Source organism: Paraburkholderia acidicola (genome assembly GCF_002362315.1).
GTDB classification, from domain to species: Bacteria; Pseudomonadota; Gammaproteobacteria; order Burkholderiales; family Burkholderiaceae; genus Paraburkholderia; species Paraburkholderia acidicola.
Window position 1 is genome coordinate 1,145,257 of record NZ_MTZV01000002.1, and the last position, 26,789, is coordinate 1,172,045.

A 26,789-nucleotide genomic window follows, 5' to 3' on the forward strand; every position below is an offset into this window, starting at 1 on the left:
CTTAAAAAGAGATCAGATGGCGCGGCGATGGCGCGCCATCGAAACGGCCGCGTCGATCGCCGCGATCAGGCTGCCGCCATCGGCGCGGCCAGTGCCGGCCAGATCGAGTGCGGTGCCGTGGTCGACCGACGTGCGGATGATGGGCAAACCCAGCGTCACGTTGATGCCTTCGCCGAAGGTCGCGTACTTGAGTACCGGCAGACCCTGGTCGTGGAACATCGCGAGCACGCAATCGGCGTCGGCCAGATAGCGCGGCTGGAACAGCGTGTCGGCGGGATAGGGGCCGCGTGCATCGATGCCTTCGTCGTTCGCGCGCTTTAGCGCTGGCGCGATCACATCGATTTCTTCGCGGCCCAGATAACCGTTCTCGCCTGCATGCGGATTGAGCCCGGTCACGAGGATGCGCGGCGCGGACAACCCGAGGTGCCGGCACAGATCGCGATGGATGATGCGCAGCGTGTCGAGCAGACCATCGATCGTCAATGCTGCGGGCACGTCCTTGAGCGCGAGATGTGTCGTAGCGAGCGCAACGCGCAGCGGTCGCTCGCCGGTGCCGGCCAGCATCATCACGACCTGCGGCGTATGAGTGCGCTCCGCCAGATATTCGGTGTGGCCGGTGAACGGCACACCGGCATCGTTGATCGTGCTTTTCTGCAGCGGCGCAGTGACGATCGCGTCGTACGTACCGGCCAGTGCACCGTCGATCGCCGCATCGAGCAGGCCAAGCACGTAGCGGCCATTCGCCACGTCGAGCTTGCCGGCCTGCGAAGGCACGCCAAGCGGCCGATGTTCGGCAGTCACGCGATCGGCCGGCAATGCCGCCCAATCGACCCCTACAGCTTTCGCGCGCGCTTCGAGCAACCCGACATCGCCGAGCACCGTGAAGCGCGCATCGGGCCAATGCGCGGCTGCAGCCGCCATCGCCAGCACGGTCAGCTCGGGACCGACGCCGGCGGGCTCGCCGGTTGTGATCGCGATGTGCAGCGGTGCGTGGGACGACGGAGCAGCGTTCGTCATGGTGATTGGGTTATTGCTGCGGCGTGCCAGGCGCCGAGCCGACCTTGTAGTCGACGTACGCGGTGTCGCGCAACTGACGCAGCCAGTCTGCATACGCCTGTTCGGCCTTGCGCTGACCGATCGCCTGACGGGCGAGGTCCATCTGTTGCGAGACCGAGCCTTCTGCGTCACGACGGCCGAGCACCTGGATCAGGTGATAGCCGTATTCGCTGCGCACCGGATCGCTGACCTGGTTGTCCTGCAGGCTGTTCATTGCACGCTCGAACTCGGGCACGGTTTCGCCCGGGCTGATCCAGCCGAGATCGCCGCCCTGCGACGCCGAGCCATCCTGCGAGTAGGTCCGCGCGAACTTCGCGAAGTCGCCGCCCTGGGCAATCTGCTGCTTGATGTCGAGCAGCTTCTGGCGCGCCGCCGGTTCCGACATGCCGTCGCCCACGCGCAGCAGGATGTGCCGCACATGCGTCTGCACGAGCTTCGGCGCGTCAGCTGACGACGTACCCTGGCCCGTGCGACGGTCCACGAGACGAACGATTTCGAAACCGTCGCCGGTGCGGATCACATCCGGATTGACCTGTCCCGGACGCAGCGACGAAGCCGCCTTGACGAAATCGGCGGGTAGCTGCGACGGCGGCTTGTAGCCCGTGTCGCCACCCTTCGACGCATCGGCGGCCTGCGAATTGGCCTTCGCAAGCTTCTCGAAGTTGCTGCCGGGGGCAGTCGCTTCCTTCAGCAGCGCCTGGGCTTTCTGCTGGGCCGCTTCGATGTCGGTCTGCGACGCATTGAGCGGCGCCTTCAGCAGGATGTGCTCGAAGCGCAGGTCGCTCGTCAGCCCGGCGTTCGGTCCACGCTGGCTCGCGATGTAGTTCGCGACTTCCGCATCCGACACGACGACCTTGCTATCCACTTCCTTCTCGCGCAGACGCGAGAGGATCAGTTCGGTGCGGGCGTCGTTGGTGAAGGTCGACCAGGGCACGCCCTGGGCCTCGATACGCGAGCGGTAGACATCGAGCGTCAGGTTGTTCGCCTGCGCGAGCCGCTCCAGCGTGCGCTGCACGGCCGTGTCGTCGACGTTGATGCCGTCTTCGCGGGCCTTCTGCAGCTGGATGCGCTCGAGCACCATCTGGTTCAGCACCTGCTGACGCAACTGGTCGATCGGCGGAACCGGCGCGCCCTGCTGGTTCAGGCGACGCGTGATCAGGCCCATGCGCTGATCGAGCTCGCGCTGGGTGATAACACCGTCGTTGACGACGGCGGCGATCATGTCGACGGTCTGACCGTTGTCTATCGGGCGCAAGGCTTGCGCCTGCACCGGCACGGCCGACAGGAAAGACGCGGCGGCAACCAGTCCGGCCGCGAGCGATGCCAAGCGAAGCTTTTTCATGATTCCCACAGATACTCCAATGATGCCGGGCGCGCCCTCGCCCGTCTTTGCTCGTTTGTCGATGATCGGGCGACCGTCAATCGTAATTCGTGAAACGTGCTTCGGGCGGCAGCGGCGGCGGCAGCGGTGTGTACCCCGGCACGCCAGCGCGGAACGAGGTGATCAGCCCGTTGTCGATGCTGCTCAGGCCTTTGAACGTGATCTGCGCAAGAAACCGCGTACCTTGAGTCGGCTGCCCCGCCGAATTCACCGCATCCGCGTAGCGTTGCACGCCGAGACCAAGCGTCCAGCAGTCCGCGTCGTATTGCATGCCGATCAGGCTGTCGACCAGCGCATGCCCGGCCAGATCGTAATTGATCCGCGCCACCCCATACACATGGTGCGTCAGCGGCCACTGTGCAGACACGGTGATCTGCCGGATCGGCGTGTTGTTCAGCGTGGTTTCGGCACGCGTGTAACGATACGAAAGGTTGATCACCTTGCCCGCGTCCGGACTGAAACCAAACCCGGCGCTGGCCTGCACGAGCTGATTGTTGTCCGCATTATATTGGACTGCGGTTTCCGACTGAAAACCGGCGCCGAGTTTCAGCGCCGCCCCGGCGATCAGGTCCGAGTGCGTGGCCTGCGCAGGCGTCTGCGTCGGCAGCAGCGTGACGCGCTGGTCCTGGAAATAATATTGCTGCGCGAGTACGAAACGCGCGCGTTCGTCGCCGGTTGCCGAATCGATAAAGCGCGTCGTGATCGCGGCCGTCAGGCGATTCGCGTCGGCAATGCGGTCGTTGCCGACGAACGTGTTCGGCGTGAAGATTTCCGCGAGTCCGAAGTCGGCATCCGCGGTATCGAACAGCGGCGCAAAGTTCTGGTTCCGGTACGGCGTGTAGACGTAATACAGGCGCGGCTCGAGCGTCTGGATGTAGTCGTGGCCGAACAGGCGCACCGAGCGATCGAAAATCAGGCCCGTGTCGAACGAGAGGGTCGGGATGGACTCGGTGAAGTTCTTGGGCTGGCCCGGTATCGGCGCCTGACCGGCAATCGAGTTGCCGATGTTGCTCAGGTCGTACGACGCGAAGTGGTACTGGATCTTCGGCGTAACGAAGTAGCCCGGCCCGACGATCGAATACGACAGGTACGGGTTGAACATCAACCGGTCGCCCTGGGTCGTATCCGCCGTGGTGATGCGGAAGCGCGAGTAGTCGGCTTCGGCGCCGAAGTCGAAACCGCCGGCGTTGTACTTCGTGTACTTCACGTTTAACTGCGGCTCGCGCCCGTACGGCGCCACCGACGGCGTCAGCGTCTGCCAGTGCTGCTCGCGCGCGAGCACCGACCACGGACCGTTGTTGTAGGTCAGCCCGGCTTCCTGCTGATACAGCAGCTGCGTACCGTTGAGGATCTGCGACGTGACCGAACCGAGATCTTCCGGGAAGCTGTTATCCGACACCTTGTCGTAGTGGATGTAGCCACCGAACCCGTTCCCGAAGTTCTGGTTGTGCTGGATCGACAGCGAGTAGCGGTTCGTCTTGGTAATCGCATCGTGCGGCAGGAACTGGCCTGTGATCGAACCGGAATAGGTCGCCGACAGGTAGCGGAACGACGCGTCCGTCATCAACCCGCGCCGCGAGATGATGTCCGGTGTCAGCGTCAGGTCGCGATTCGGTGCGATGTTGAAGTAATACGGCACCGACAGCTCGAACCCGTTGGTCCCGCCGAACGAGTAGGTGGGCGGCAGAAAGCCGCTGCGGCGGGCGCCCGAGAGCGGGAACGACAGCCAGGGACTGGCAAATACCGGCACTCCCTGGAAGAACAGCACACCGTTGTGCACGACACCTTCATCGGCGCCGGTGTCGAAGTTGAACTCGGTGCCCTTGATGTACCACGCGGGGTTCGTTTCGCACTGGCACGCGGTGTACGTACCGCTCTTGAATATCGAACGCTCGCTGTCGAGCATGTCGACCCGCTGCGCGCTGCCCGAGCCACCCGTCGCATTGAAGTGGTACTTCGGCACGGGCATGTAGCCCTCGTTCGACTCGACCCGCATGTGCGCTTCGGGCCCGACGAAGGTCACGCCGTTGCTCACGACATGCACCTTGCCGTAAGCATCGGCCATGTCGGTGTCTTCGTCGTAATGCAGCGCGTCGGCCTTGATCACCGCGGTGTTGCGGCGGATCTCGGCGGCGCCCTTCGCGGCCATGTCCTGGTCGGAGGTACCGGTCGTAGTGTCGCCAAGCACGAAGGTGGCGGGCTTCTTCCCGCTTTCCAGCTGATGCTCTTCGAGTTGCGGGGCGAGCCGCAGGCCCCACGGTGCGTCGAGCGGCTGCGCCTGGGCAGCCTCGCCCGCCAGCTGGGCGTGCGCAAGCGCGGGCATGAGGCCCGGCACGGCGATCAACGCCGCGACGAGTCGCCGTCTGCGCGGCAGGGCGTCAGCAGTGGGAGTGCGTCGGAAAAGCTGTCTAGGCGGCATGTATGGTTTGGCGAATCGGTCCAGCCGTCAGCTTCCGCGTCACGATTGGCCGCCGGCGCAATCGAACCGTAACAGTCGGAAAGCACACAGATTATTACCACCAGTCGGATGATGGGCGGGCAGTCGAACGTCCAGGCAAAGCCGACGCGAGCCGCGTCAAAAAAGTCGTGGGGTATTATATGGCAAGACGGTTGCCACCCCGATTTCTCCCCCGGTTTTCATGACGCAGAACGCTGCTCCCTCCCCTTCCGACGCCCCCGACACCCGCCTCGAGCAGCTACGCACGTGGTTGCGCAGCCATGGCGAGCGCTACAGCCTCGATCTTGCCACGCTGGTTCCCGCCTCCGCCGATGCGAGTTTTCGCCGCTATTTCCGGCTGACCGGCACGGCTGGCGAAGGCGCTGCGGCCACGACGCTGATCGCCGTCGATGCCCCGCCGCCGGAAAAATGCCGCGAGTTCGTGCAGGTCGCGGGTCTGCTGGAGGTCGCGGGCGTCCACGTACCGCGCGTGCTCGAAAGCGACTTCGATGCGGGTTTCATGCTCGTCACCGACCTCGGTACCGAGCTGTATCTGCGCGCGTTCAACGACACCAACGCCCGCCCGCTGATGCGCGACGCGCTCGATACCTTGATCCGCTGGCAGCTCGCGTCGCGCGAAGACGTGCTGCCGCCATTCGATGAAGCGTTCCTGCGCCGCGAGATGGAGTTGATGCCAGAGTGGTTCGTTGGCCGGCATCTGGGTCGCGAGGTCGACGAGACGATGCGCGGCGTGCTCGACCGGACGTTTGCGCTGCTGGTTGCAAGCGCGCGGGCGCAGCCGCAGGTGTTCATGCTGCGCGATTTCATGCCGCGCAACCTGATGGTCACGCAGCCGAACCCCGGCGTCATCGATTTCCAGGACGCCGTGTATGGCCCGATCACCTACGACGTCGCGTCGTTACTGCGCGATGCGTTTCTGAGCTGGGACGAAGCCTTCGAACTCGACTGCTTCGCGTATTACTGGGAACGCGCGAAAAAAGCGGGTCTACCCGTCGATGCCGATTTCGGCGAGTTCTACCGGCAGCTCGAATGGATGGGTTTGCAGCGGCACATCAAGGTGCTGGGGCTGTTCTGCCGGATTTACTACCGCGACGGCAAGTCTCACTACCTGCCGGACCTGCCGCGCTTCATCGGTTATGCGCGCAAGGTCGCCGAACGCTACCGGCCACTCGGGCCGTTCGCGAAGCTGCTCGATGAACTTGAAGGCCGTGCCGACGAAGTCGGCTACACGTTCTGACCGGCTGCCTGCGTCGATGAACCCTGCCCTGACTACTGCGATGATCTTCGCCGCCGGGCGCGGCGACCGGATGCGCCCGCTTACCGATACTCGCCCGAAGCCGCTGCTCGAAGCGGGTGGCAAGCCGTTGATCGTGTGGCAGATCGAGCGGCTTGCGCAGGCCGGCTTTACGACCGTCGTGATCAATCATGCGTGGCTCGGTGAGCAGATCGAAGCGGCGCTTGGTGACGGTTCGCGTTGGGGGATCGAGTTGCGTTATTCCGCTGAATCTACTGCGCTCGAAACTGCGGGTGGTATCGCGCAGGCGCTGCCGCTGCTTGCGGAGGATGGGGAAGAGCGTGTGTTCGTTGCAGTTAGTGGCGACGTTTATGCGGACTTCGAATATTCGTCGCTACGCATGCATGCATCGCGGCTCGCAGCGCTACCGGATCCCGGTATGCATCTGATCATGGTGCCGAACCCGCCGTTCCACCCTGTGGGCGATTTTGGGCTCGTAGACGGAATGCTGTCGCTTGATGCGGCGTCGCGTTACACGTTTGGCAACATCGGTTTGTACGACACGCGTATGTTTCGCGATCTAGCGCCTGGTACCCGGCGTGCGCTGACGCCGTATTACCACGAGACGATCTTGCAGCAGCGTGCGAGCGGTGAACTGTATGAAGGATTGTGGGAGAACGTCGGCACGCCGGCGCAACTAGATGTGCTTGATCGGCATTTGCGTGGGCGGCATTAACGATTGTCCGGCTCATTCACAACGCTCGCTGCCACCCACCTCACTCACTTCACGCTTCACCACCATTCACAACCGCAGCCTCGGCCGTCTCATCCGGCAGCGCCGCGCGTTGCTGCTGCAACGCCCACATCTGCGCAAAAAGCCCATCCGCCCGCAGCAGTTCCGCGTGCGTGCCGCGCTCGACGATCCGCCCACGGTCCATCACGATGATCTGCTCGGCATGCACCACCGTCGATAGCCGGTGCGCGATGATCAGCGTCGTGCGCTCGCGGGCGATCTGATCGAGTTCGTGCTGGATTGCGCGTTCAGAACGCGAATCGAGCGCCGACGTCGCCTCGTCGAACAGCAGGATCGGCGGATTCTTCAACACCGTACGCGCAATCGCCACACGCTGTTTCTCACCACCGGACAGTTTCAAGCCACGCTCGCCGACCGGCGTGTCGTAACCGGCCGGCAGCGTCTCGATGAAGTCGTGAATATGTGCCGCGCGCGCTGCTGCGATCACTTCGTCGCGCGTCGCCTCGGGTCGCCCGTAGGCGATGTTGTAATAGATCGTGTCGTTGAACAGCACGGTGTCCTGCGGCACGATGCCGATCGATGCACGCAGCGAATCCTGTGTGACGTCGCGGATATCCTGACCGTCGATCGTAATCGCACCGCCCGTCGAACGATCGAGATCGTAGAAGCGGAACATCAGCCGCGCGAGCGTCGACTTGCCGGAGCCGCTATGACCGACGACCGCCGTCGTCGTGCCCGCGGGAATCGTGAAGCTGACGTCGTGCAGAATCTGCCGAGCCGGCTCGTAAGCGAAATTCACATGCTCGAAACGCACCTGCGCTCCGCGCACCGCAAGCGCCGGCGCATCGGGCGCATCGGGGACTTCGCGTGCCGCGCCGAGCAGCGAGAACATGCGGTCCATGTCGGTCAGACTCTGCTTCAGCTCACGATAGATCACACCGAGAAAATTCAGCGGAATGTAGAGTTGCAGCATGAACGTGTTGATCAGCACGAGATCGCCGAGCGTGAGGCGCCCTGCCATCACGCCCTCGGTCGCGCGCCACAGGATAAACACGAGCCCGGTCCCGATGATCGCCTGCTGGCCGAAGTTCAGCGCCGAGAGCGAGTTCTGCGAACGGATCGCCGCCGTGCGATAGCGCTTGAGGTTCTCGTCATAGCGCTGCGCTTCCCACTCTTCGTTGCCAAAGTACTTGACCGTTTCGTAGTTGAGCAGCGAGTCGATCGCACGCGAGTTCGCGCGCGAATCGAGTTCGTTCATCGTGCGCCGGAAATGCGTGCGCCACTCGGTCACCTTGACCGTGAACACGATATACACGGCCAGCGCGATGAACGTCACGACCGCGTAGTACGCCTCGTACTTGACGACGAAAAAGCCGAGCACGAGACTGACTTCGACGAGCGTCGGCAGAATGCTGTACAGCGAATAGGAAATGAGTTGCGTGATGCCTCGCGTACCGCGTTCGATATCGCGCGACATACCGCCGGTCTGCCGGTCCAGATGGAACCGCAGCGACAGCGCATGCAGATGCCTGAACACTTTCAGCGCCAGTTGCCGCACGGCACTTTCGGTGACTTTCGAAAAGAGGATTTCGCGCAGCTCGGTGAAGAGCGACGTGGACAGCCGCACGATCGCATAGGCGACCACCAGCAGCCCGACCCCGCTCAACAGCACGATGCCCGGCGCGTGCTGCGCGCGGCCGAGTGCGGTGAGATGCTGCACCGACGCAAGACCGTCGACGATCCGCTTCATCACGATCGGCACACCGAGATTCGCCACCTTCGCGCCGATCAGGCAACTGAGCGCGATGATCACGCGCCACTTGTAGGTCGCGAGATATGGCATCAACGAGAGGATCGTCTGCCAGTCGTTGCGCGCCGAGGAGGAGATCGGCACAGGGTCGGAGGGAGCGGCGGAACGGCGCATGAGATGGGCTTGGGACGGACGGGCGTATGTGGGTTGGGTCAGGAGATGCAGCGCCGGCGTGCAACCGGGGGTTTTTGGCCGGTCTGCCCGGCCCGCCGCTTTCCCGTACAATTCCTGATCGCTGTTATTGTCGCAGAAGCCGGCTGGCGCCGCTTTTCACGAGCCGGCCGGACACCGGGGCTCACCGCGTTGTCCACCGTTGTCGTGAAATCGCCGCCTGCTGGCCGAGCCTAACCGTCTGACAAGGGTGCCCGATGACCACTCCCGCCAATCCGATGCAACTCCCACAAAAATCCTGCGCGCTGCGCGTCGTACCTCAACCGTCGGATGCGAACGTCCATGGCGACGTGTTCGGTGGCTGGATCATGGCGCAGGTCGACATCGCCGGATCGATTCCCTCCAGCCGCCGTGCGAACGGCCGTGTCGCGACGATCGCGGTGAATTCATTCGTGTTCAAGCAACCGGTGTTCGTCGGCGATCTGCTGAGCTTCTATGCCGACATCGTGAAGACCGGCAAGACCTCGATCACGGTCGAAGTCGAAGTGTACGCACAGCGGTTGAGCCTCGCGCAGGAGGTCGTCAAGGTGACCGAAGCGACGTTGACGTATGTCGCCACCGGCAGTGACCGGCGTCCGCGTCTTTTGCCTGCGCTTGAGTGACCCGGGCAAACGCTAGAAACCAGCACTATCGGCCCACGAGACCGAACTCCTTCATCGCGGGCACGAAATCGTGGTTGCTCTCCGGCTTGCGCGACAGCTTGGCAAGCACATAACGTCTGAACGGATCGAGCTGCGCCCACTGTTCGGGTGTCGGCGCCGGTAGCCCGGCGAGACTCGCCTGCCTTGCAACGCCGTCCGGCACGGTGTCCGTGCGGGTCCAGGCGGGCGCATCTTCGGGCGTGAACCACTCGGGCTCGACATTCGCGTGCGTGCGCAGCATTTCGAAGAGCGCATGATCGAAATTCGGCTCGATCGAGGCGTCATCGTTGACTGGAAAACGCGCCAGCAGCTTACGGTCCTCGTGCGGCAGCAACTGCCATTGAACGAGCGAAATGCGCAGCCCGAAGCGGTCGAGATTGAAGCGCACGACCATTGGAATGAAGGTGAGGTTCTCCGACGATTGCGTTTCGAAGTCGAACAGAAGAGGTGCTTCGTTGAGTCCCATGGCAGTACCCTCGTTGGCCGCGGACGACGCGCGATGCCCGCTTGAGGTATTTTAGAACCTTATTTTGATCCTTTTTTGATCCTGATTCGCGCAGCACGACCGCGCCGCAACACGACGGCGCGTGTCAGGGCGCTGCGTCAAGGACGTAAGGAGAACACGCTTGAACCCACTAGAAGGCGCCGAGCAACCGGGCGCCATCGCGCAACAGGTGCGCCGGCAGCGCGGCGACACGAGCGAAGCGCTGACCGACCAAGTTGGTCAGGAATGGCCGGTCGCGCTGGTGTTCAACGGTATTTCGCATGCGGTGATGATGTGCACGCCGCGCGACCTCGAAGCGTTCGCGGTCGGCTTTTCGATTTCGGAAGGGATCGTCGCGCGCAGCAGCGACATTCAGGACATCGAGGTGGAATTGCACGACGGCGATCTGCCGCATGCCGAGATCCAGCTGACCGTCGTGCAGCAGGCGTTCGCGGCGCTGAAGGAACGGCGCCGCGCGCTCGCGGGACGCACTGGCTGCGGCGTGTGCGGGGTCGAGAGCATCGACCTGCTCGATCTGCAACCCGAGCGCGTGCCCGACACTGGCTTCCTGCAACGACTTGCACCGGACGCGATCGCCCGCGCCGCGCGCGACCTGCCTGCACACCAGGCGCTGACGCGTTTGACGGGTGGCCTGCACGCGGCCGCGTGGTGCGATGCATCAGGTGCGATCCGCTATGCCTTCGAAGATGTTGGTCGTCACAATGCGCTCGACAAGCTGATTGGCCAGCTCGTACTCGATCGCACCGACACACAGGACGGTTTCGTTTTTCTGTCGAGCCGGGCGAGTTACGAACTGGTGCGCAAGGCGGCGCGCGTCGGCATACCGATGGTGGCGACGATTTCGGCGCCGTCGTCGCTGGCGATCACGATTGCGCAGCGGGCCGGTGTGCGACTTGTGAGTTTCTGCCGCGAGACGAGTTACGTCGATTACGGGACGGTTTGATGGGTTTCGTAGGGTGGGCACATCAATCGTGCCCATCCGCTGCACCATCAATCGAACTGACGAAAATCCGGTTTGCGCTTTTCGAAAAACGCCTTGAATGCTTCGCGCGCTTCGGGAGCGATCAACATCTTGCTGAAGTGCGTACCTTCTTCCGACATCTGCGTGCGCAGTTCTTGTTGACTCGCGCGCTTCATCAGTGACTTCGTCACACGTAGCGACGACGCCGGCAGTGCCGCCAGCTTTTCCGCTTGAGCGAAAGCAAACGCATCGACTTCGGCGGCCGGCAACAGCCGGTTGACGAAGCCCATGCGTTGCGCTTCGTGCGCATCGAAGGGCTCACCAAGCAGCAGCTTCTCGGCGGCGCCCTGATAACCGGCGACGCGTTGCAGGAGTAACGTCGATGCGGCTTCCGGGCACAGGCCGAGCTGCGCGAACGGCAGCGAGAAGTTAGCGGAGTCGGCTGCATAAACGAGATCGCAATGGAGCAATAGCGTCGTACCGATCCCGACTGCGGTGCCAGCAACAGACGCGACGATCGGCTTTTCCGCCGAGCTGATTGCGCGCAGGAACTGGAACACGGGCGCTTCTTCGCCAATGGGCGGCGCCTTCATGAAGTCTTCGAGATCATTGCCGGCGCTGAAGATGCCGGGGCTACCGCGAAACAGGATGGCTCGCACCGATGTATCGGCTTGCGCATCGACGAGTGCGTCGGCCATGGTCTGGTACATCGCCGCCGTGATTGCGTTTTTCTTTTCGGGGCGATTGAGTGTGATTGTCATCACACCGTTGGTACGTTCAGTCTTGATTTCCACGTCACATCTCCTGTTCGCTTCACTCTTGCTGATTCATTTCGCAGCGGCAGACTAGTTGTTGGATCTCGACCCGCTCGCTGCCTTCCGAAGTGGTCACCCAACCGTGAGCACGTAGTGCGAGCGGGATGAATGACGGCCTTGTCACTAGCGCTGAAGGTGCGCGGGATGATCTCGTCTCGGACCACTACCGTTTCAGTGCGAGGGCGACACTTAGGCGCGGGCCACGAAGGCAACACACGGAAATGACCCGCTATCGTCTCGAGCGGCTTTCTTTGCTTCCTTTCTTTGCCGCGGCAAAGAAAGGAAGTGCCGCCCCGCACAGGGGCAACGCCTGCGCCGCGAGGCGCTAAAGAAAAGCCGCCTGCACAGGCAAACAAAAAACCACCAGCCGAGCGCAGCGAAAACCCTACAACCTCTCGATAATCCCCGCAGCCCCCATCCCAGTCCCCACACACATCGTCACCATCCCATACTTCAAATTCCGCCGCCGCAACCCGTGCACAACAGTAGAAGCCCGAATAGCCCCAGTAGCCCCCAACGGATGCCCCAAAGCAATCGCCCCACCCAGCGGATTAACCTTGGAAACATCAAGCCCCAGATCCTGAATCACGGCCAGCGCCTGCGCAGCAAACGCCTCATTGAGCTCGATCCAGTCGAGATCATCCTGCTTCAACCCAGCCGCCTTCAGTGCGGCAGGAATGGCTTCCTTAGGCCCAATCCCCATAATTTCAGGCGGCACCCCACGCACAGCAAAACTCACAAACCGAGCAAGCGGCGTCAAATTGAACTGCTTGAGAATTTTCTCGGACACGACGATCAGCGCACCGGCACCGTCCGACGTCTGCGAGCTGTTACCCGCCGTCACCGAGCCCTTGTTCGCGAACACCGGCCGCAGCTTCGCCAGACCTTCGAGCGACGTATCCTGACGCGGACCTTCATCGAGTGCGATCTCGCGCGTCTTCACCTTCACTTCGCCGCTAGCGAGATCAGGGAAACGTTCGTTCAGCATGAACGCAGCGATTTCGTCGTTGAATTCGCCGGACTGCTGGGCGGCAAGCGCCTTGCGATGCGACTCGACGGAGAACTGGTCCTGCGCCTCGCGGCTTACTTTCCAGCGCTCGGCCACGCGCTCGGCGGTCAAACCCATGCCGTAGGCGATCCCGACGTTTTCGTCGCGCTCGAAGATATGCGGCGACAGCGACGGCTTGTTGCCCATCATCGGCACCATGCTCATCGATTCGCAACCGCCCGCGATCATCACGTCCGATTCGCCGACGCGGATACGATCGGCCGCCATCGCGAGCGCCGTCACGCCCGATGCGCAGAAGCGGTTCACCGTCACGCCGCCTACCGTGTTCGGCAGGCCGGCCAGCAGTGCGCCGATCCGTGCGACGTTCAGCCCTTGCTCGCCTTCGGGAATCGCGCAACCGATGATCGCGTCTTCGATCAGCTTCGTATCGAGACCCGGCACCTGCGCCACCGCCGAGCGGATCGCGTGCACCAGCAGTTCGTCCGGGCGCGTGTTCTTGAAGATGCCGCGCGGCGCCTTGCCGATCGGCGTGCGACTGGCGGCGACGATGTACGCGTCCTGCACTTGTTTGTTACTCATGTCATCAGCTCCTTGTCAGCAGGAGTTCGCGCCTTGGCACTTACTCCGACCTCATGCGTAGGGTTGCTTTGTTCGCTCGCTCAGTCAGGTCAGTTGCGAACCGGCTTACCGGTCTGCAGCATGCCCATGATCCGTTCCTGTGTCTTCTGCGTACCGAGCAGATCCACGAAGGCGCGGCGCTCGAGCGTCAGCAACCATTCTTCGTCGACGAGGCTACCCGCTTCGACATCGCCGCCGCACACCGCTTCCGCGATGCGGCTCGCGATCAGGTAATCGTGATCGCTGATGAAGCGGCCGTCGCGCATGTTGACGAGCGATGCCTTGATCGTCGAGATCGCCGAGCGCCCTGCCACCGGTACCTGCGTGACGCGCAGCGGCGCACGGTAACCCGCGGCGGACAACGCACGCGCTTCTTTCTTCGCGATGTCGAGCAGTTCGAACACGTTGAAGACGATCGTGTCGGTCGGCTTCAGATAACCCATCGCACGCGCATCGAGTGCCGACGACGAAACCTTCGCCATCGCCGCGTTTTCAAACGATTTCTGCACGAACTTCAGCAGATCGTTCGTCGCACCGGCCGCGCTCGCCGCCTCGGCTGCGCGCAGCGCCGCTTCCTTTAAACCGCCACCGGCCGGCACAAGACCGACGCCGACTTCGACGAGCCCGAAGTAGCTCTCGATATGCGCAACCCGCTTCGCGCTATGCAGCGCCAGTTCGCAACCACCGCCGAGCGCAATACCCGACACCGCGGCAATCACCGGCACATTCGCGTATTTCACGCGCAACATGCCGTGCTGGAATTTCTTCACGAACGGGTCGATGCCTTTCGCGCCGCCCATCATGAACGCGGGCATCGCCTCTTCGAGGTTCGCACCGGCTGAGAACGGACCGCCCGGTGTGCCGAGCTTCAGCGAAGTCGGTTGCCACACCACGAGGCCCTTGAACTCCTTCTCCGCGAGTTCGATAGCCTGCGTGAGACCGTCGATCACACCGGGACCAATCGTGTTCATCTTGCTCTTGAACGACACGATCAGCACATCGTCTTCGCCTGCACGATCATCGACCCATGCACGAACATGATCGGTCTCGAACTGCGTCTTGCCGTAGGTCTTCGGATCGGCACCCGTCTCACCAACGAGCGGTGCACGGAACACCTGGCGATCGTAGATCGATAGCGACGAACGCGGCACGAACGACTTCGCAGCTGGCGACCACGAACCTTCGGCGCTGTGCACACCGCCCTTCTCCGCAACCGCACCTTCGAGCACCCATGCAGGCAGCGGCACGTTCGCGAGCGCCTTGCCCGCCGAGATGTCTTCCTGCACCCACTCGGCGACCTGCTTCCAGCCGGCGGTCTGCCAGCCTTCGAACGGGCCTTCGTTCCAGCCGAAGCCCCAGCGGATGGCGAGATCGACGTCGCGTGCGTTGTCGGCGATCGACTCCAGATGCACGGCGATGTAGTGATACACGTCGCGGAAGATCGACCACAGGAACTGCGCCTGTGGGTGCTCCGACTCGCGCAGCAGCTTCAGCCGCTCGGCCGCCGGACGCTTGAGGATCCGGCCGACCAGTTCGTCCGCCTTCGCGCCGCCGTCGACATAGGTGCCGGTCTTCGGATCGAGCACCTTGATTGCTTTGCCTTCCTTCTTGTAGAAGCCGCCACCCGTCTTCTGACCAAGCGCGCCCTTCTTCACGAGTTCGGCGAGCACGGCAGGCGTCTCGTAGACCGGGAAGAACGGATCGTCGGTGAGGTTGTCCTGCATCGTCTTGATGACGTGGGCCATCGTGTCGAGGCCGACCACATCGGCGGTGCGGAACGTCGCCGATTTTGCGCGACCGAGACGGCTGCCCGTCAGATCGTCGACTTCGTCGAAGCGCAGACCGAATTTCGCGGCCTCGGTGATCACCGCGAGGATCGAGAAGATACCGACGCGGTTAGCGATGAAGTTCGGTGTGTCTTTCGCCCGTACGACACCCTTGCCGACGACGCTCGTCAGGAAGGTTTCGAGTTGATCGAGAATCTCGGGCCGCGTGTGCGTGGTCGGGATCAGTTCGACCAGATGCATGTAGCGCGGCGGATTGAAGAAGTGCACGCCGCAAAAGCGCGCTTTCAGTTCGTCCGAAAAGCCTTGCGACAGTTCGGTGATCGACAGACCCGACGTGTTGCTCGCGAAGATCGCGTTCGGCGCGAGATGCGGCGACACTTTCTTGTACAGGTCGTGCTTCCAGTCCATCCGTTCGGCGATCGCTTCGATCACGACGTCGCATTCGGCGAGCTTCTCGATGTCGTCGTCATAGTTCGCGGGCTGGATGTACTGCGCGTCGTCCTTGACGCCAAACGGCGCCGGCGACAGCTTCTTCAGATTCTCGATCGCCTTCAGCGCGATCGCGTTCTTCGGGCCTTCTTTGGCCGGCAGATCGAAAAGGAGCACCGGCACCTTGGCGTTGATCAGGTGCGCAGCGATCTGCGCGCCCATCACGCCGGCGCCGAGCACGGCTACCTTGCGAATGATCAGATTGCTCACGTCGTTCCTCCAGCGGAATTTGCAAATGGAGCGGATTGGGTGGTCGGGTCGGCTGCTGCTACGGATGAGCGTCGAAGCGGACTACCTGTGGTTCGTTACGATGTGTCGTTGTTTCGCGATGCCGTCGCGGCGTTGCGCTGCGAGCGAGTACCGTTAGCAGTTGTAGCGGGCGCCGCGCGGTCTACGCGCGGCACCCGCACTGTTCGCTTAAAACAGTGCTTCGTCGACTTCCATCAGCGTCTTCGAACCCGCGCGCGCCGCACGGATCGTCGATGCCGTTTCAGGCAGCAGCCGGGCGAAATAGAAGCGCGCCGTAGCAAGCTTCGCCTTGTAGAACGGATCGCCGGATGCCTGCTTGTCGAGCGCGATGCGCGCCATGCGTGCCCAGAAGTACGAGAACACCAGGTGGCCAACGGTGCGCAGATACGGCACAGCGGCAGCGCCGACCTCATCCTGGTTCTGCATCGCCTTCATGCCGATTTCCATCGTCAGCTTCTGCACCTTGTCGCCGATATCCGCGAGCGGATTGATGAACTCCTGCATCGCCGGGTTCACGCCTTCGGCTTCGACGAAATCGGTGACGAGCTTGCCGAAGCGCTTCAGCTTCGCGCCCATGTCGCCAAGCACCTTGCGGCCCAGCAGATCGAGCGATTGAATCGAGTTCGTGCCTTCGTAGATCATGTTGATCCGCGCGTCGCGCACGTATTGCTCCATGCCCCATTCGGTGATGAAGCCGTGGCCGCCGTAGATCTGCATCGCGTGATTCGTGCCTTCGAACGCGTTGTCCGACAGGAACGCTTTCAGGATCGGCGTGAGCAGCGCGACGAGATCGGCGGCTTCCTTGCGGACCGCTTCGTCGCTATGCGAAAACTCTTTGTCGATGTGCAGCGCAGACCAGTACGAGAATGCGCGCGCGCCTTCTGCATAAGCTTTTTGCGTGAGCAGCATGCGACGCACGTCCGGATGCACGATGATCGGGTCCGCTGCTTTTTCGGGTGCTTTCGGGCCGGTCAGCGAACGCATCTGCAGCCGTTCCTTCGCGTACACGAGCGAGTTCTGATAGGCGATCTCGGTGAGGCCGAGACTTTGCATGCCGACACCCAGACGCGCGGCATTCATCATCACGAACATCGCGTTCAGGCCTTTGTTCGGCTCACCGACCAGCCAGCCCTTCGCATTGTCGAGATTGATCACGCAGGTTGCGTTGGCGTGAATGCCCATCTTGTGTTCGATCGAGCCGCACTTCACACCGTTGCGCTCGCCCGGTTCGCCACTTGCGTTCGGAATGAACTTCGGCACGATGAAGAGCGAGATGCCCTTCGTGCCTTGAGGCGCATCCGGCAGCCGCGCGAGCACCAGGTGAACGATGTTCTCCGCGAGATCGTGTTCGCCGCTCGAGATAAAGATTTTCGTGCCGCTGATTGCGTACGAGCCGTCGCCGTTCGGTTCGGCCTTGGTACGCAGGATGCCGAGGTCGGTGCCACAGTGCGGTTCGGTCAGGCACATCGTGCCGGTCCAGACACCCGATACGAGCTTCGGCAGATAGACCTTCTGCTGATCGGGCGTGCCGTGCTCGTGCAGGCATTCGTATGCACCGTGCGAGAGACCCGGGTACATCGTCCACGCCTGATTCGCCGAGTTCAGCATTTCATACAGCGCGTTGTTGACGAACGCGGGCAGCCCCTGACCGCCGTATTCCGGATCGCAACCGAGCGCAGGCCAGCCTGCCTCGACGTACTGCTGGTACGCTTCCTTGAAGCCCTTCGGCGTGGTGACGACGCCGTCGCCCACATAGGTGCAGCCTTCGCGATCGCCGCTCTGGTTGAGCGGGAACAGCACCTCGGAGCAGAACTTGCCGGCTTCTTCGAGTACCTGGTTGATCGTGTCCGCGTCGAGATCCGCGTGCTTCGGCATCTGCTTGATCTCGGCTTCGACGTTGAGCAACTCGTGCAACACGAATTGCATGTCGCGCAGCGGCGCGGCGTACTGTCCCATGACTCTCTCCAATCCAAAGGTGTTGACTTAAGCTCGGCTGTCAGCGCAGCCCCGGGTGTGGGGTTGCCGGCGTCGTCGAACCCGATGGACCGGGCCGGCTACGCTAACGACTTTCGCTTTGATACGAAATAATCAGTTTTTCCAGCGCGGCCCACGTGAGACGCACCGCATCGGGCAGATGCAGGAAACGCGCGTCGTGATGTAGACCGAGCGAGAAGCTGTACAGTTCGAAGAGCATCAGTTGCGGATCGGTATCCGCGCGCAAATGCCCTTCTTCCATCGATTGCGAAATAGCCCGCATCATCGCGGCACGCCACATCGTGACGCTCAACACCAGTTGCTCGCGCACCTGGCTGTCCGCGCGGTCGTCGTACTCGACTGCACCGCTGATATAGATGCAGCCGGTGGTGACTTCCTGAATGCGTTTTTCGATCCAGCGCGACAGCATCGCGCGTAGACGCGGCAATCCGCGCGGTTCGCGCAGACTCGGGAAAAACACCTCGTCTTCGAAACGACGGTGATATTCGCGCACGACCTCAACCTGCAGATCTTCACGCGACCCGAAATGCGCGAACACGCCGCTCTTGCTCATCTGCATGCGCTCGGCCAGCAAGCCAATCGTCAGACCTTCGAGTCCGTCGCGGCTTGCCAGATCGAGTGCTGCATCGAGAATCGCTACTCGCGTTTGTTCGCCTTTTCGCATAGCTCTTTTACCGTTCCGGTATGACCAAAATAAAATCGAACGGCCGTACTATTATTGGGTGCGACCGCCCACGAAACAAGGACTTTATTAGAAACCGGTTTCTAACCGGACTCCAATTCTGCGGCATACGCCCAGTGGGGACTGAGCGATTTTTTAGAGCCGTTTGCCTTCCCTGCCAGCTCGATACCGATGTAGCAGCGCGTGGTGCTAATCGTAACCACCTACGGTGAGCAGTTTCATGACCGCCCGATAGGCCGTGTAAGCGAGCCAGTTGATGAGCCGTTCGCCCGCCGGGCGGGCCTCGTAGCGCGCAAGGTCGATACGGCGCGCATCGCGGAAGGCCGAAAGAATTGCATTGCGCAATTCGTCGATTTCCCTATGTTGCACCAGCATCACATTCGCTTCGTTGTTGAGCACGAGACTCAATGCGTCGAGATTCGATGACCCGACTGTCGCCCAGTTCGAGTCGACCACCGCGACCTTCCCGTGCAGCATGGTCTTTTCATATTCGGCGATCTTCACGCCGGCTTTCAGCAGCGATCGGTACAGGAACGGCACCGCGTAATCGAGCGCCGCAAATTCCTTGCGACCAATTACGAGCCGCACATCGATGCCACGTCGCGCCGCGAACACCAGCGCACGACGCAGCTTGCGACCGGGCATGAAGTACGGATTGGCGAGCAGCACTTCGGTGCGCGCCTGGCCGATTGCAGTGAGGTACGCCTTCTCGATCGCGCGACGATTGATCAGGTTATCGCGTGCGATGAACGCCACGTAGGGCTCAGCCGCGCTGCGCAGATCCGGACGCCGCGCATGACTGCTGGTGCGCAGGCGCGCGCGGCGCAGGCTGCGGTGATCATCGGGTGAAGGCGTGAGGTCGGGACGCAGCGATTCCGCGGTGCGATGTCCGCTGCGAATTCGCTGCCACTGCTGTTCGAATGCATCGCGTACATCGGCGACTACCGGACCGCGCAGCTCAACCGCGAAGTCCCAGCGCGAATACGGTAGACGCGTGCCGTTCTGGTCGAAGTCGTCGACGATGTTGATGCCGCCGCAGAACGCGTAGGTGTCGTCGACGGTCGCCAGCTTGCGATGCGTGCGCGAAAAACCAAAGCGGCCGAACAGATGCGGGTTGTAAATCCGGTGTTCGATGCCGGCCGGCGGCCAGTCGTTGAACATCGGCAGGCGCGCGGTGCCGATGCCGTCGGTGATGACGCGTACCCGCACACCACGCGAAGCAGCGCGCTTTAATGCATCCGCGACAGCAAGACCGGCTTCGTCGTCGCTGAAGATGTAGGTTTCGAGCGCGACGTCGCGGGTCGCCGCGTCGATGCGGGCGATCAGCGCACCGAAGAAATCGTCCCCGGAGCAGAACAGCCGCACATCGTTGCCGGCGGTGAAGCGGTATTTCGACCAGTAGCGTCGATTGAACAGGCTATGTCGAAGCCGCGCGAAACGCCGCGCGCCGCCGGCGCTCATCGCTGACGCTCGTCGCGGCGCGCGTAGAGCCGCCAGGGTAGTTGCAGGATCGCTTCGCGGTTCGACGGCGAGAAGCAGCGGGCGGCCGCCTCCTGATATGGCAGCCACTGGTAGGCGGTGTGTTCGCGAGGTGCGAGCGTAACGTCCATGCAATACGGCACCCGCAGGCTGAACCAGTGCTCGGTGTTGCGCGTGACACCCTCCGCATAGCGATGACGCCACACCGGATAGATGTCGTATTCGATCTGATGCTGCCAGTCGAGCAGCGCGCCGCGCGGCACCTCGTCGCTACCGATCACGATGCCGGTCTCTTCTGCGACTTCGCGCACGGCCGTCTGTGCGAGCGGTTCATCGAGGCTGTCTTTCGAACCGGTCACGGATTGCCAGAAGGCCCCATGGTCCGCCCGTTCGATGATCAGCACATCGAGTTCGGGCGTGTAGATGACGACAAGAACGGATTCTGGAATCTTCGGCGGTTTCGGCATGGTGATCGGACGGGACACGTGGGACGCACGATGCATGTCGGGCAGCGGACGCTACGGCGACTGTAACGCAAAAAGCAGAAGAGGCGCATGAGCGCCTCTTCCGTTCCATCTAGCAAGCCGTTGTCGGTCAGCGAAGCTTATTGCGCCTTTTGCTCCGGCTGACGCAGACGGATGTGCAACTCTTTCAACTGGCGCTCGTCGACTTCGCTCGGCGCCTGCGTGAGCAGGTCCTGCGCGCGTTGCGTCTTCGGGAAGGCGATTACGTCGCGGATCGAATCGGCGCCGGCCATCATCGTGACGATACGGTCGAGACCAAACGCGATCCCGCCGTGCGGCGGCGCGCCGTATTGCAGCGCGTCGAGCAGGAAGCCGAACTTCGCACGCGCTTCATCCGGACCGATCTTCAACGCACGGAACACCTTGCTCTGCACTTCCTCGCGGTGAATCCGCACCGAGCCGCCGCCGATTTCCCAGCCGTTCAGCACGATGTCGTAAGCCTTCGCGAGGCAACGCGCCGGGTCGGTTTCGAGATATTCGAGATGCTCGTCCTTCGGCGATGTGAACGGGTGATGTGCAGCGACGTAGCGGTTGTCTTCTTCGTCGTATTCGAACATCGGGAAGTCGATCACCCACAGCGGCCGCCAGCCGGTTTCGACGAGGCCGTTCGCCTTGCCGAATTCCGAATGACCGATCTTCAGGCGCAGTGCGCCGAGGCTGTCGTTGACGACTTTCGCGCGGTCGGCGGCGAAGAAAACGATGTCGCCGTCCGCTGCACCGGTGCGCTCGAGAATCGCGGCGATCGATGCATCGTGCAGGTTCTTCACGATCGGGCTTTGCAGACCGTCACGGCCCTTCGCGACTTCGTTGACCTTGATCCACGCGAGACCCTTCGCACCGTAGATGCGCACGAATTCCGTGTAGCTGTCGATGTCGCCACGCGAAAGCTCGCTGCCCTTCGGCACGCGCAGCGCCGCGACGCGACCGTCCTTCGTGTTGGCCGGCGTGCTGAACACCTTGAAGTCGACATCTTTCATGACGTCGGTCAGTTCGGTGAATTCGAGCTTCACGCGCAGGTCCGGCTTGTCCGAACCGAAGCGTTGCATCGCTTCCGAGTACTTCATCACCGGGAAGGTCGACGCGAGTTCGACGCCGATCGTTTCCTTGAAGACGTGACGCGTCATGTCTTCGAACAGATCGCGAATCTCCTGCTCGCCGAGGAACGAGGTTTCGCAGTCGATCTGCGTGAATTCCGGCTGACGGTCGGCGCGCAGGTCTTCGTCGCGGAAGCACTTGACGATCTGGTAGTAGCGATCGAAGTTCGCGACCATCAGCAGCTGCTTGAAGAGCTGCGGCGACTGCGGCAACGCGAAGAACTGGCCCGGGTTGGTACGCGACGGTACGAGGTAGTCGCGTGCGCCTTCCGGCGTGCTCTTCGTGAGCATCGGCGTTTCGATATCGACGAACCCGAGCGCGTCGAGATACTTGCGCACTTCCATCGCGACGCGATAGCGCAGACGCAGGTTGTGCTGCATCTGCGGACGGCGCAGGTCGAGCACACGGTGCGTGAGACGCGTGGTTTCCGACAGGTTGTCGTCGTCGAGCTGGAACGGCGGCGTAACCGACGCGTTCAGCACGGTCAGCTCGTGACACAGCACTTCGATCTTGCCGCTCGTGAGACCCGCGTTAGCGGTGCCTTCCGGGCGGTTGCGCACGAGACCCTTTACCTGCACGCAGAATTCGTTGCGCACGCCTTCGGCGGTCTTGAACATGTCGGCACGATCCGGATCGCACACGACCTGGACGAGACCTTCGCGATCGCGCAGATCGATGAAGATGACGCCGCCATGATCGCGCCGGCGTTGCACCCAGCCGCACAGCGACACGGTTTGGCCCAGCAGGTGTTCGGTCACCAGACCGCAGTATTCAGATCTCATCGACATGATGTTCGTCTTTCGTTTTGCATTAGTTGAACGGCGCGCATCCGCGAACGGCGCGCGCCGGCATTACAGCGGAGGCTCGATGACGCTGCTGCGGCGCACCTGCGCCGGCTGCGGCGCGGACGGTGCGACCACGCCCATCGAGACGATGTACTTGAGCGCCGCGTCGACCGTCATATCGAGTTCGACGACTTCGCTCTTCGGCAACATCAGGAAGAAACCGGACGTCGGATTCGGCGTGGTCGGCACATACACGCTGACGTGCTCTTCCTTCAGGTGATTGACGACATCACCACCCGGGATACCGGTCAGAAACGCGATCGTGTACGAGCCTTTGCGCGGATATTCGATCAGCAGCGCCTTGCGGAACGCGTTGCCGTTGCTGGACAGCAGCGTGTCCGATACCTGCTTGACGCTCGTATAGATCGGCCCGACCACCGGAATATGACGCACCAGCAATTCCCACCACTTCACAAGCTTCTGGCCGATGAAGTTCTGCGTGAACAGTCCGACGATGAAAATGAACGCCAGCGTCAGCACCGCGCCGAGGCCAGGCAGACGGAAGCCGAGCGCGCGCTCCGGCTGCCACGCTTCGGGCAGCAGCAACAGCGTCTGGTCCATCGTACCGATGATGAGGCCGAGCACCCACAGCGTGATGGCGAGAGGCACCAGCACCAGCAGGCCGGTCAGGAACACCGATTTGAGCGTCGCTTTCTTCGTCGTCATGTGTACCGCCAGAGAGCCTGCCCGGCGAGGCCGGGTTCGGCATGTATGCCGCCGCGAAGGCGGCAAGCCTTATGTACTGCCACTGCCCTTGCTACCCGCGCTGCTTGCTGCGGCGGCGACCGGTGCTGCAGCGGGCACCGCTGCCGTATTCGCGGATGCGCCCGATGCCTCGGAAGCCCCGGAAGCATTGGATGACGCGCCCGTCTCGGCCTTGTCGCTGGTGCCTTTCGCGGCGGCTGCATCGCCGTCCGATGCGGCATTCGCGCCGGTGGCCGTTCCATTTGTCTTCGCCGTGTTACCGCCACGGAAATCCGTGACGTACCAGCCCGAGCCTTTCAGCTGGAAGCCGGCGGCAGTCACCTGCTTGCGGAAGGTGGATTTCCCGCACTCGGGACAGTCAGTCAGCGGCGCGTCGCTCATCTTCTGAAGGACATCCTTCGCAAAGCCGCATGACTCGCAACGATAAGCGTAGATCGGCATGTTTCTTTCCCTGCGGAATTCTTGAAAACGCTTGCAAAGCCTTGAATTATAGCCGCAAAAGACTACCGGCCTCCGGTTTTCGGGAGCGGATGATCAACGCGCGGCCAGCGCGGCGCTTGCCGCCTCAAGTGCGGGCGACGACGGGGAAATTCAATCAAGCCTGGCGGGAATCGCGGCGACGCCACGTCAGCCAGCGCTCGCGGCCCGCGAAGATGGGGATCGAATCGGTAACCGGTTCGTCTTCGATCAGCTCGAAATGCGGCGCGAGCAATGCGTCCAGCTCGCTACGATCGATGCCGAACGGCGGTCCCTTGGGCTCTGTGCCGAAGAAAAAAAACCCTGCCAGAAAGCCGCCTGGCGGAATCAGATGGGCCATCTGTTGCGCATAGTCGGCTCGGCGCGCGACCGGTAAGGCGCACAGAAACGCGCGCTCGTAAATCCAGCCCGGCGTGAACGGCGGTTGGTACGCGAAGAAATCTGCCTGCTCGACGACATTCCCATGTGTGCCAAGCTGCGCGCGCGCCGCATCGACGGCGGCCGGCGCGAAATCGATGGCGCGTACCTGCTGGCCGCGGCTCGCGAGCCACAGCGCTTCCCAGGCGCTGCCGCAGCCGGGAATCAGCACGGCCGCGTCGGCGTTCCGGGTAGCGAACGACTGGAACGCGGCCGGCACCCCCGCCTGGTCCCAGGGCGTAAAGCCGTGTTCGAAGCGCTCGTCCCAGAAATCGGGTGAATTGGGATCGCGTGTAGCGAAAGCGGGCACGTTCGGGCGAGAGGGTTCGGTCATGAGCGGGCTCCGTCGAATCCGGCGATCACATCAACCGCCATAGGCCAATGCCATCCAGGTGCGCGCCAGCACCGCGCCGACACCCACCGCAATACCGAAGATCAGCAAGCCCTGCAGCAACCGGTTCGTGCGCTTCTGCTCGAGCAGGATCTGTCGGACCATGTCGTCGTTCGGGCCGCGCTGGGCTTCGTGACGTTCGGCCAGCATGTGGTGGATCAGGCGCGGCAACTGCGGCAGCGTCTTGCTCCATTGCGGCGCTTCGATCTTCAGACGTTCGTACCAGCCGCGCAGACCGATCTGCTCGTTCATCCAGCGTTCGAGATACGGCTTCGCGGTCTTCCACAGGTCGAGTTCGGGGTCGAGCGAGCGGCCGAGCCCTTCGACGTTAAGCATGGTCTTCTGCAGCAACACCAGTTGCGGCTGGATCTCGACGTTGAAGCGGCGCGACGTGGAGAAGAGCCGCATCAACACCTGCCCCAGCGAAATGTCCTTCAACGCCCGATCGAAGTAAGGCTCGCAGACCGCGCGGATCGCGCTTTCCAGTTCTTCGACGCGTGTAGTGGGCGGCACCCAGCCGGACTCCAGATGCAGCGTTGCCACCCGGTGATAGTCGCGCTTGAAGAACGCGAGGAAGTTCTGTGCGAGGTAGTTCTTGTCGAAGTCCGACAGCGCACCGATGATGCCGAAATCGAGCGCGATATAACGCCCGAAATGCGCCGGGTCGAGACTGACCTGGATGTTGCCGGGGTGCATGTCCGCATGGAAGAAACCGTCGCGGAACACCTGGGTGAAGAAGATCTCGACGCCTTCGCGCGCGAGCTTCGGAATGTCGACACCCGCCGCGCGCAGCGTCTCGATCTGGCTGATCGGCACGCCGACCATGCGCTCCATGACGAGTACGGTGGGCGTGCAAAACTCCCAGTACATCTCTGGCACGAGCAGCAGATCGAGCCCCGCGAAGTTGCGCCGCAACTGGCTGCCGTTGGCCGCCTCGCGCATCAGGTCGAGTTCGTCGTGCAGGTACTTGTCGAACTCCGCGACGACTTCGCGCGGTTTGAGCCGCTTGCCGTCGGCCCACAGACGTTCGGCCCAGATCGCGATGTCGCGCAGCAGCGCCAGATCGGAATCGATCACGGGAAGCATGTTCGGACGCAGTACTTTCACGGCGACCGGCTTGCCCGCGTGCTGGCCCGCTTTCACCTTCGCAAAATGAACCTGCGCGATTGACGCGCTCGCCACCGGCGTCCGTTCGAATTCGTCGAACAACACGTTGACCGGTGCGCCGAGCGATTTCTCGACCAGACCGATCGCCACATCGGAATCGAACGGCGGGACCTGGTCCTGCAACTTGGCGAGTTCGTTGGCGATGTCGACCGGCAGCAGGTCACGCCGTGTCGACAGCACCTGCCCGAACTTCACGAAGATCGGCCCGAGACTTTCGAGCGCCAGACGCAGCCGCACACCGCGTGGCTCATCGAAGTGCCGGCCGATCGTCGTCACCCGCAGCAGCAATCGCACGCGGCGGTCGTTGACGCGGCTCAGCATCATCTCGTCGAGACCGAAGCGGATGACCGTAAAAAATATCTTGAGGAAACGCAGAAAACGCATGGTGAGCCCGATGACTAGCGCGTGCCGCGCGACGTGGCGGCGCCGCCCGGCGCAGACGCGCCGTGGGCTTCGACCTTCTGTTCCAGACGCTCAACACGCTTCTCGGCTCTTGCCAGCGTGTCGCGGGTGCGCGCGAGTTCGGCGTTGAAATCGTCGAGCGCAGCGCGCCGGACCAGTTGCGGCTGTTCATCGAGCAGATATTCCGCCACCGAATCGACGAGGTTGCGTCCCGTACGCAGCGCATGATCGCCCACCGAGCGCGCCAACGTCGCGACGCGCCATGCCGGGCCATCGCCGATCAACCGGGCCAGATCTTCTTCCGGCTCCCAACGCAGATGCTCGGCCAGCTTCGCAATCGCAGTGGCGAACTCCGCGTCGCCCTCGATCTTCACGTGCTTCATCACCGCGGCCTGACCACCCTGGACGAAAGCCGGCAATGCATCGCCAGCCACCGTCACCGAGACGTCGAACTGTTGCGCTTCGCTTTCGTCGACGGCGACGAGATAGCCGTCCGGCTGAACCAGCAGGATCATCGAGACGGGTGGACAGGACAGCCGGGCAGTCTTGCCGGCATAAGGAGCGAGGCGCTCGCGAGCCCACGATTCACGGGCGAGTAGATGGTTGACGGCAGCAGCGAAGGGCTTGGCGGCGAGGGTCATCGGCAGTGGAAAGAAAAACCCGCGCCAGCGA

Annotated in this window: 22 protein-coding genes; 4 read left to right on the forward strand and 18 right to left on the reverse strand. The window is 62.5% G+C overall.

What is annotated here, in order from left to right:
* Positions 1 to 12: 12 nt before the first annotated feature.
* The 3 genes from pdxA to BWP39_RS07235 all read right to left on the reverse strand — a co-directional run bounded on the left by pdxA (position 13) and on the right by BWP39_RS07235 (position 4,856).
* A complete protein-coding gene (pdxA, locus tag BWP39_RS07225; protein WP_096718176.1) occupies positions 13 to 1,017 on the reverse strand; it encodes a 4-hydroxythreonine-4-phosphate dehydrogenase PdxA in 1,005 nt (334 codons plus the stop codon).
* Between the two features lie 10 nt (positions 1,018 to 1,027).
* Positions 1,028 to 2,407 (reverse strand): peptidylprolyl isomerase, encoded by a 1,380-nt coding sequence (locus BWP39_RS07230; RefSeq protein ID WP_096718178.1) that lies wholly within the window; start codon positions 2,405 to 2,407, stop codon positions 1,028 to 1,030.
* Positions 2,408 to 2,474: 67 nt separating this feature from the next.
* Positions 2,475 to 4,856, reverse strand: a complete 2,382-nt coding sequence (locus tag BWP39_RS07235) for an LPS-assembly protein LptD (RefSeq protein WP_096718180.1) — start codon at positions 4,854 to 4,856, stop codon at positions 2,475 to 2,477.
* A gap of 220 nt (positions 4,857 to 5,076) precedes the next feature.
* On the opposite strand from BWP39_RS07235, the gene BWP39_RS07240 reads away from it, so the two are divergent.
* Together BWP39_RS07240 and murU are read left to right on the forward strand one after the other, a co-directional pair.
* Positions 5,077 to 6,132, forward strand: coding sequence for an aminoglycoside phosphotransferase family protein (locus tag BWP39_RS07240; RefSeq protein WP_096718182.1), 1,056 nt, complete (start codon positions 5,077 to 5,079; stop codon positions 6,130 to 6,132).
* A gap of 16 nt (positions 6,133 to 6,148) precedes the next feature.
* On the forward strand, positions 6,149 to 6,865 hold the full coding sequence (gene murU, locus BWP39_RS07245) for an N-acetylmuramate alpha-1-phosphate uridylyltransferase MurU (protein ID WP_096718647.1): 717 nt from the start codon (positions 6,149 to 6,151) through the stop codon (positions 6,863 to 6,865).
* Positions 6,866 to 6,914: 49 nt separating this feature from the next.
* On the opposite strand, the gene BWP39_RS07250 is transcribed toward murU, so the two are convergent.
* Positions 6,915 to 8,807 carry an ABCB family ABC transporter ATP-binding protein/permease gene (locus tag BWP39_RS07250; RefSeq protein WP_096718184.1) on the reverse strand — a complete coding sequence of 631 codons (1,893 nt, stop codon included), beginning with the start codon at positions 8,805 to 8,807 and terminating at the stop codon, positions 6,915 to 6,917.
* A 254-nt stretch (positions 8,808 to 9,061) separates the two neighbouring features.
* On the opposite strand from BWP39_RS07250, the gene BWP39_RS07255 reads away from it, so the two are divergent.
* A complete protein-coding gene (locus BWP39_RS07255; RefSeq protein ID WP_091011034.1) occupies positions 9,062 to 9,466 on the forward strand; it encodes an acyl-CoA thioesterase in 405 nt (134 codons plus the stop codon).
* A gap of 25 nt (positions 9,467 to 9,491) precedes the next feature.
* Here BWP39_RS07255 and BWP39_RS07260 read toward each other — a convergent pair whose 3' ends face one another.
* A complete protein-coding gene (locus tag BWP39_RS07260; protein ID WP_096718186.1) occupies positions 9,492 to 9,971 on the reverse strand; it encodes a nitrate reductase associated protein in 480 nt (159 codons plus the stop codon).
* Positions 9,972 to 10,131: 160 nt separating this feature from the next.
* Between BWP39_RS07260 and fdhD the strand changes: the two genes are divergently transcribed.
* On the forward strand, positions 10,132 to 10,953 hold the full coding sequence (fdhD, locus tag BWP39_RS07265) for a formate dehydrogenase accessory sulfurtransferase FdhD (RefSeq protein ID WP_096718188.1): 822 nt from the start codon (positions 10,132 to 10,134) through the stop codon (positions 10,951 to 10,953).
* Positions 10,954 to 11,000: 47 nt separating this feature from the next.
* Here fdhD and BWP39_RS07270 read toward each other — a convergent pair whose 3' ends face one another.
* From BWP39_RS07270 to BWP39_RS07330, 13 genes are all read right to left on the reverse strand, one after another.
* Positions 11,001 to 11,765 carry an enoyl-CoA hydratase gene (locus BWP39_RS07270; RefSeq protein WP_096718190.1) on the reverse strand — a complete coding sequence of 255 codons (765 nt, stop codon included), beginning with the start codon at positions 11,763 to 11,765 and terminating at the stop codon, positions 11,001 to 11,003.
* Positions 11,766 to 12,171: 406 nt separating this feature from the next.
* Positions 12,172 to 13,374: an acetyl-CoA C-acyltransferase gene (locus BWP39_RS07275; protein WP_096718192.1), complete on the reverse strand. Its 1,203-nt coding sequence runs from the start codon at positions 13,372 to 13,374 to the stop codon at positions 12,172 to 12,174.
* A gap of 89 nt (positions 13,375 to 13,463) precedes the next feature.
* Positions 13,464 to 15,899 carry a 3-hydroxyacyl-CoA dehydrogenase/enoyl-CoA hydratase family protein gene (locus BWP39_RS07280; protein ID WP_096718194.1) on the reverse strand — a complete coding sequence of 812 codons (2,436 nt, stop codon included), beginning with the start codon at positions 15,897 to 15,899 and terminating at the stop codon, positions 13,464 to 13,466.
* Positions 15,900 to 16,106: 207 nt separating this feature from the next.
* Positions 16,107 to 17,894, reverse strand: coding sequence for an acyl-CoA dehydrogenase C-terminal domain-containing protein (locus tag BWP39_RS07285; protein WP_096718196.1), 1,788 nt, complete (start codon positions 17,892 to 17,894; stop codon positions 16,107 to 16,109).
* 103 nt (positions 17,895 to 17,997) lie between these two features.
* Positions 17,998 to 18,597 (reverse strand): TetR/AcrR family transcriptional regulator, encoded by a 600-nt coding sequence (locus BWP39_RS07290; protein ID WP_096718198.1) that lies wholly within the window; start codon positions 18,595 to 18,597, stop codon positions 17,998 to 18,000.
* 207 nt (positions 18,598 to 18,804) lie between these two features.
* On the reverse strand, positions 18,805 to 20,076 hold the full coding sequence (clsB, locus tag BWP39_RS07295) for a cardiolipin synthase ClsB (protein ID WP_096718200.1): 1,272 nt from the start codon (positions 20,074 to 20,076) through the stop codon (positions 18,805 to 18,807).
* Positions 20,073 to 20,597, reverse strand: coding sequence for a dihydroneopterin triphosphate diphosphatase (gene nudB, locus BWP39_RS07300; protein WP_096718202.1), 525 nt, complete (start codon positions 20,595 to 20,597; stop codon positions 20,073 to 20,075). The genes clsB and nudB overlap by 4 nt, the downstream gene beginning before the upstream one ends.
* A 101-nt stretch (positions 20,598 to 20,698) precedes the next feature.
* Positions 20,699 to 22,501, reverse strand: a complete 1,803-nt coding sequence (gene aspS, locus BWP39_RS07305) for an aspartate--tRNA ligase (protein WP_096718204.1) — start codon at positions 22,499 to 22,501, stop codon at positions 20,699 to 20,701.
* A gap of 63 nt (positions 22,502 to 22,564) precedes the next feature.
* Positions 22,565 to 23,224, reverse strand: a complete 660-nt coding sequence (locus tag BWP39_RS07310; RefSeq protein WP_096718206.1) for a DUF502 domain-containing protein — start codon at positions 23,222 to 23,224, stop codon at positions 22,565 to 22,567.
* Positions 23,225 to 23,293: 69 nt separating this feature from the next.
* Positions 23,294 to 23,704, reverse strand: coding sequence for an FmdB family zinc ribbon protein (locus BWP39_RS07315; RefSeq protein WP_096718208.1), 411 nt, complete (start codon positions 23,702 to 23,704; stop codon positions 23,294 to 23,296).
* Positions 23,705 to 23,858: 154 nt separating this feature from the next.
* A complete protein-coding gene (locus BWP39_RS07320; RefSeq protein ID WP_096718210.1) occupies positions 23,859 to 24,491 on the reverse strand; it encodes a methyltransferase domain-containing protein in 633 nt (210 codons plus the stop codon).
* A 30-nt stretch (positions 24,492 to 24,521) separates the two neighbouring features.
* On the reverse strand, positions 24,522 to 26,099 hold the full coding sequence (gene ubiB, locus BWP39_RS07325) for a ubiquinone biosynthesis regulatory protein kinase UbiB (RefSeq protein WP_096718212.1): 1,578 nt from the start codon (positions 26,097 to 26,099) through the stop codon (positions 24,522 to 24,524).
* Between the two features lie 14 nt (positions 26,100 to 26,113).
* The gene (locus BWP39_RS07330) at positions 26,114 to 26,758 is read right to left on the reverse strand and encodes a ubiquinone biosynthesis accessory factor UbiJ (RefSeq protein WP_096718214.1); all 645 of its coding nucleotides are present in this window, start codon (positions 26,756 to 26,758) and stop codon (positions 26,114 to 26,116) included.
* Positions 26,759 to 26,789: the final 31 nt, after the last annotated feature.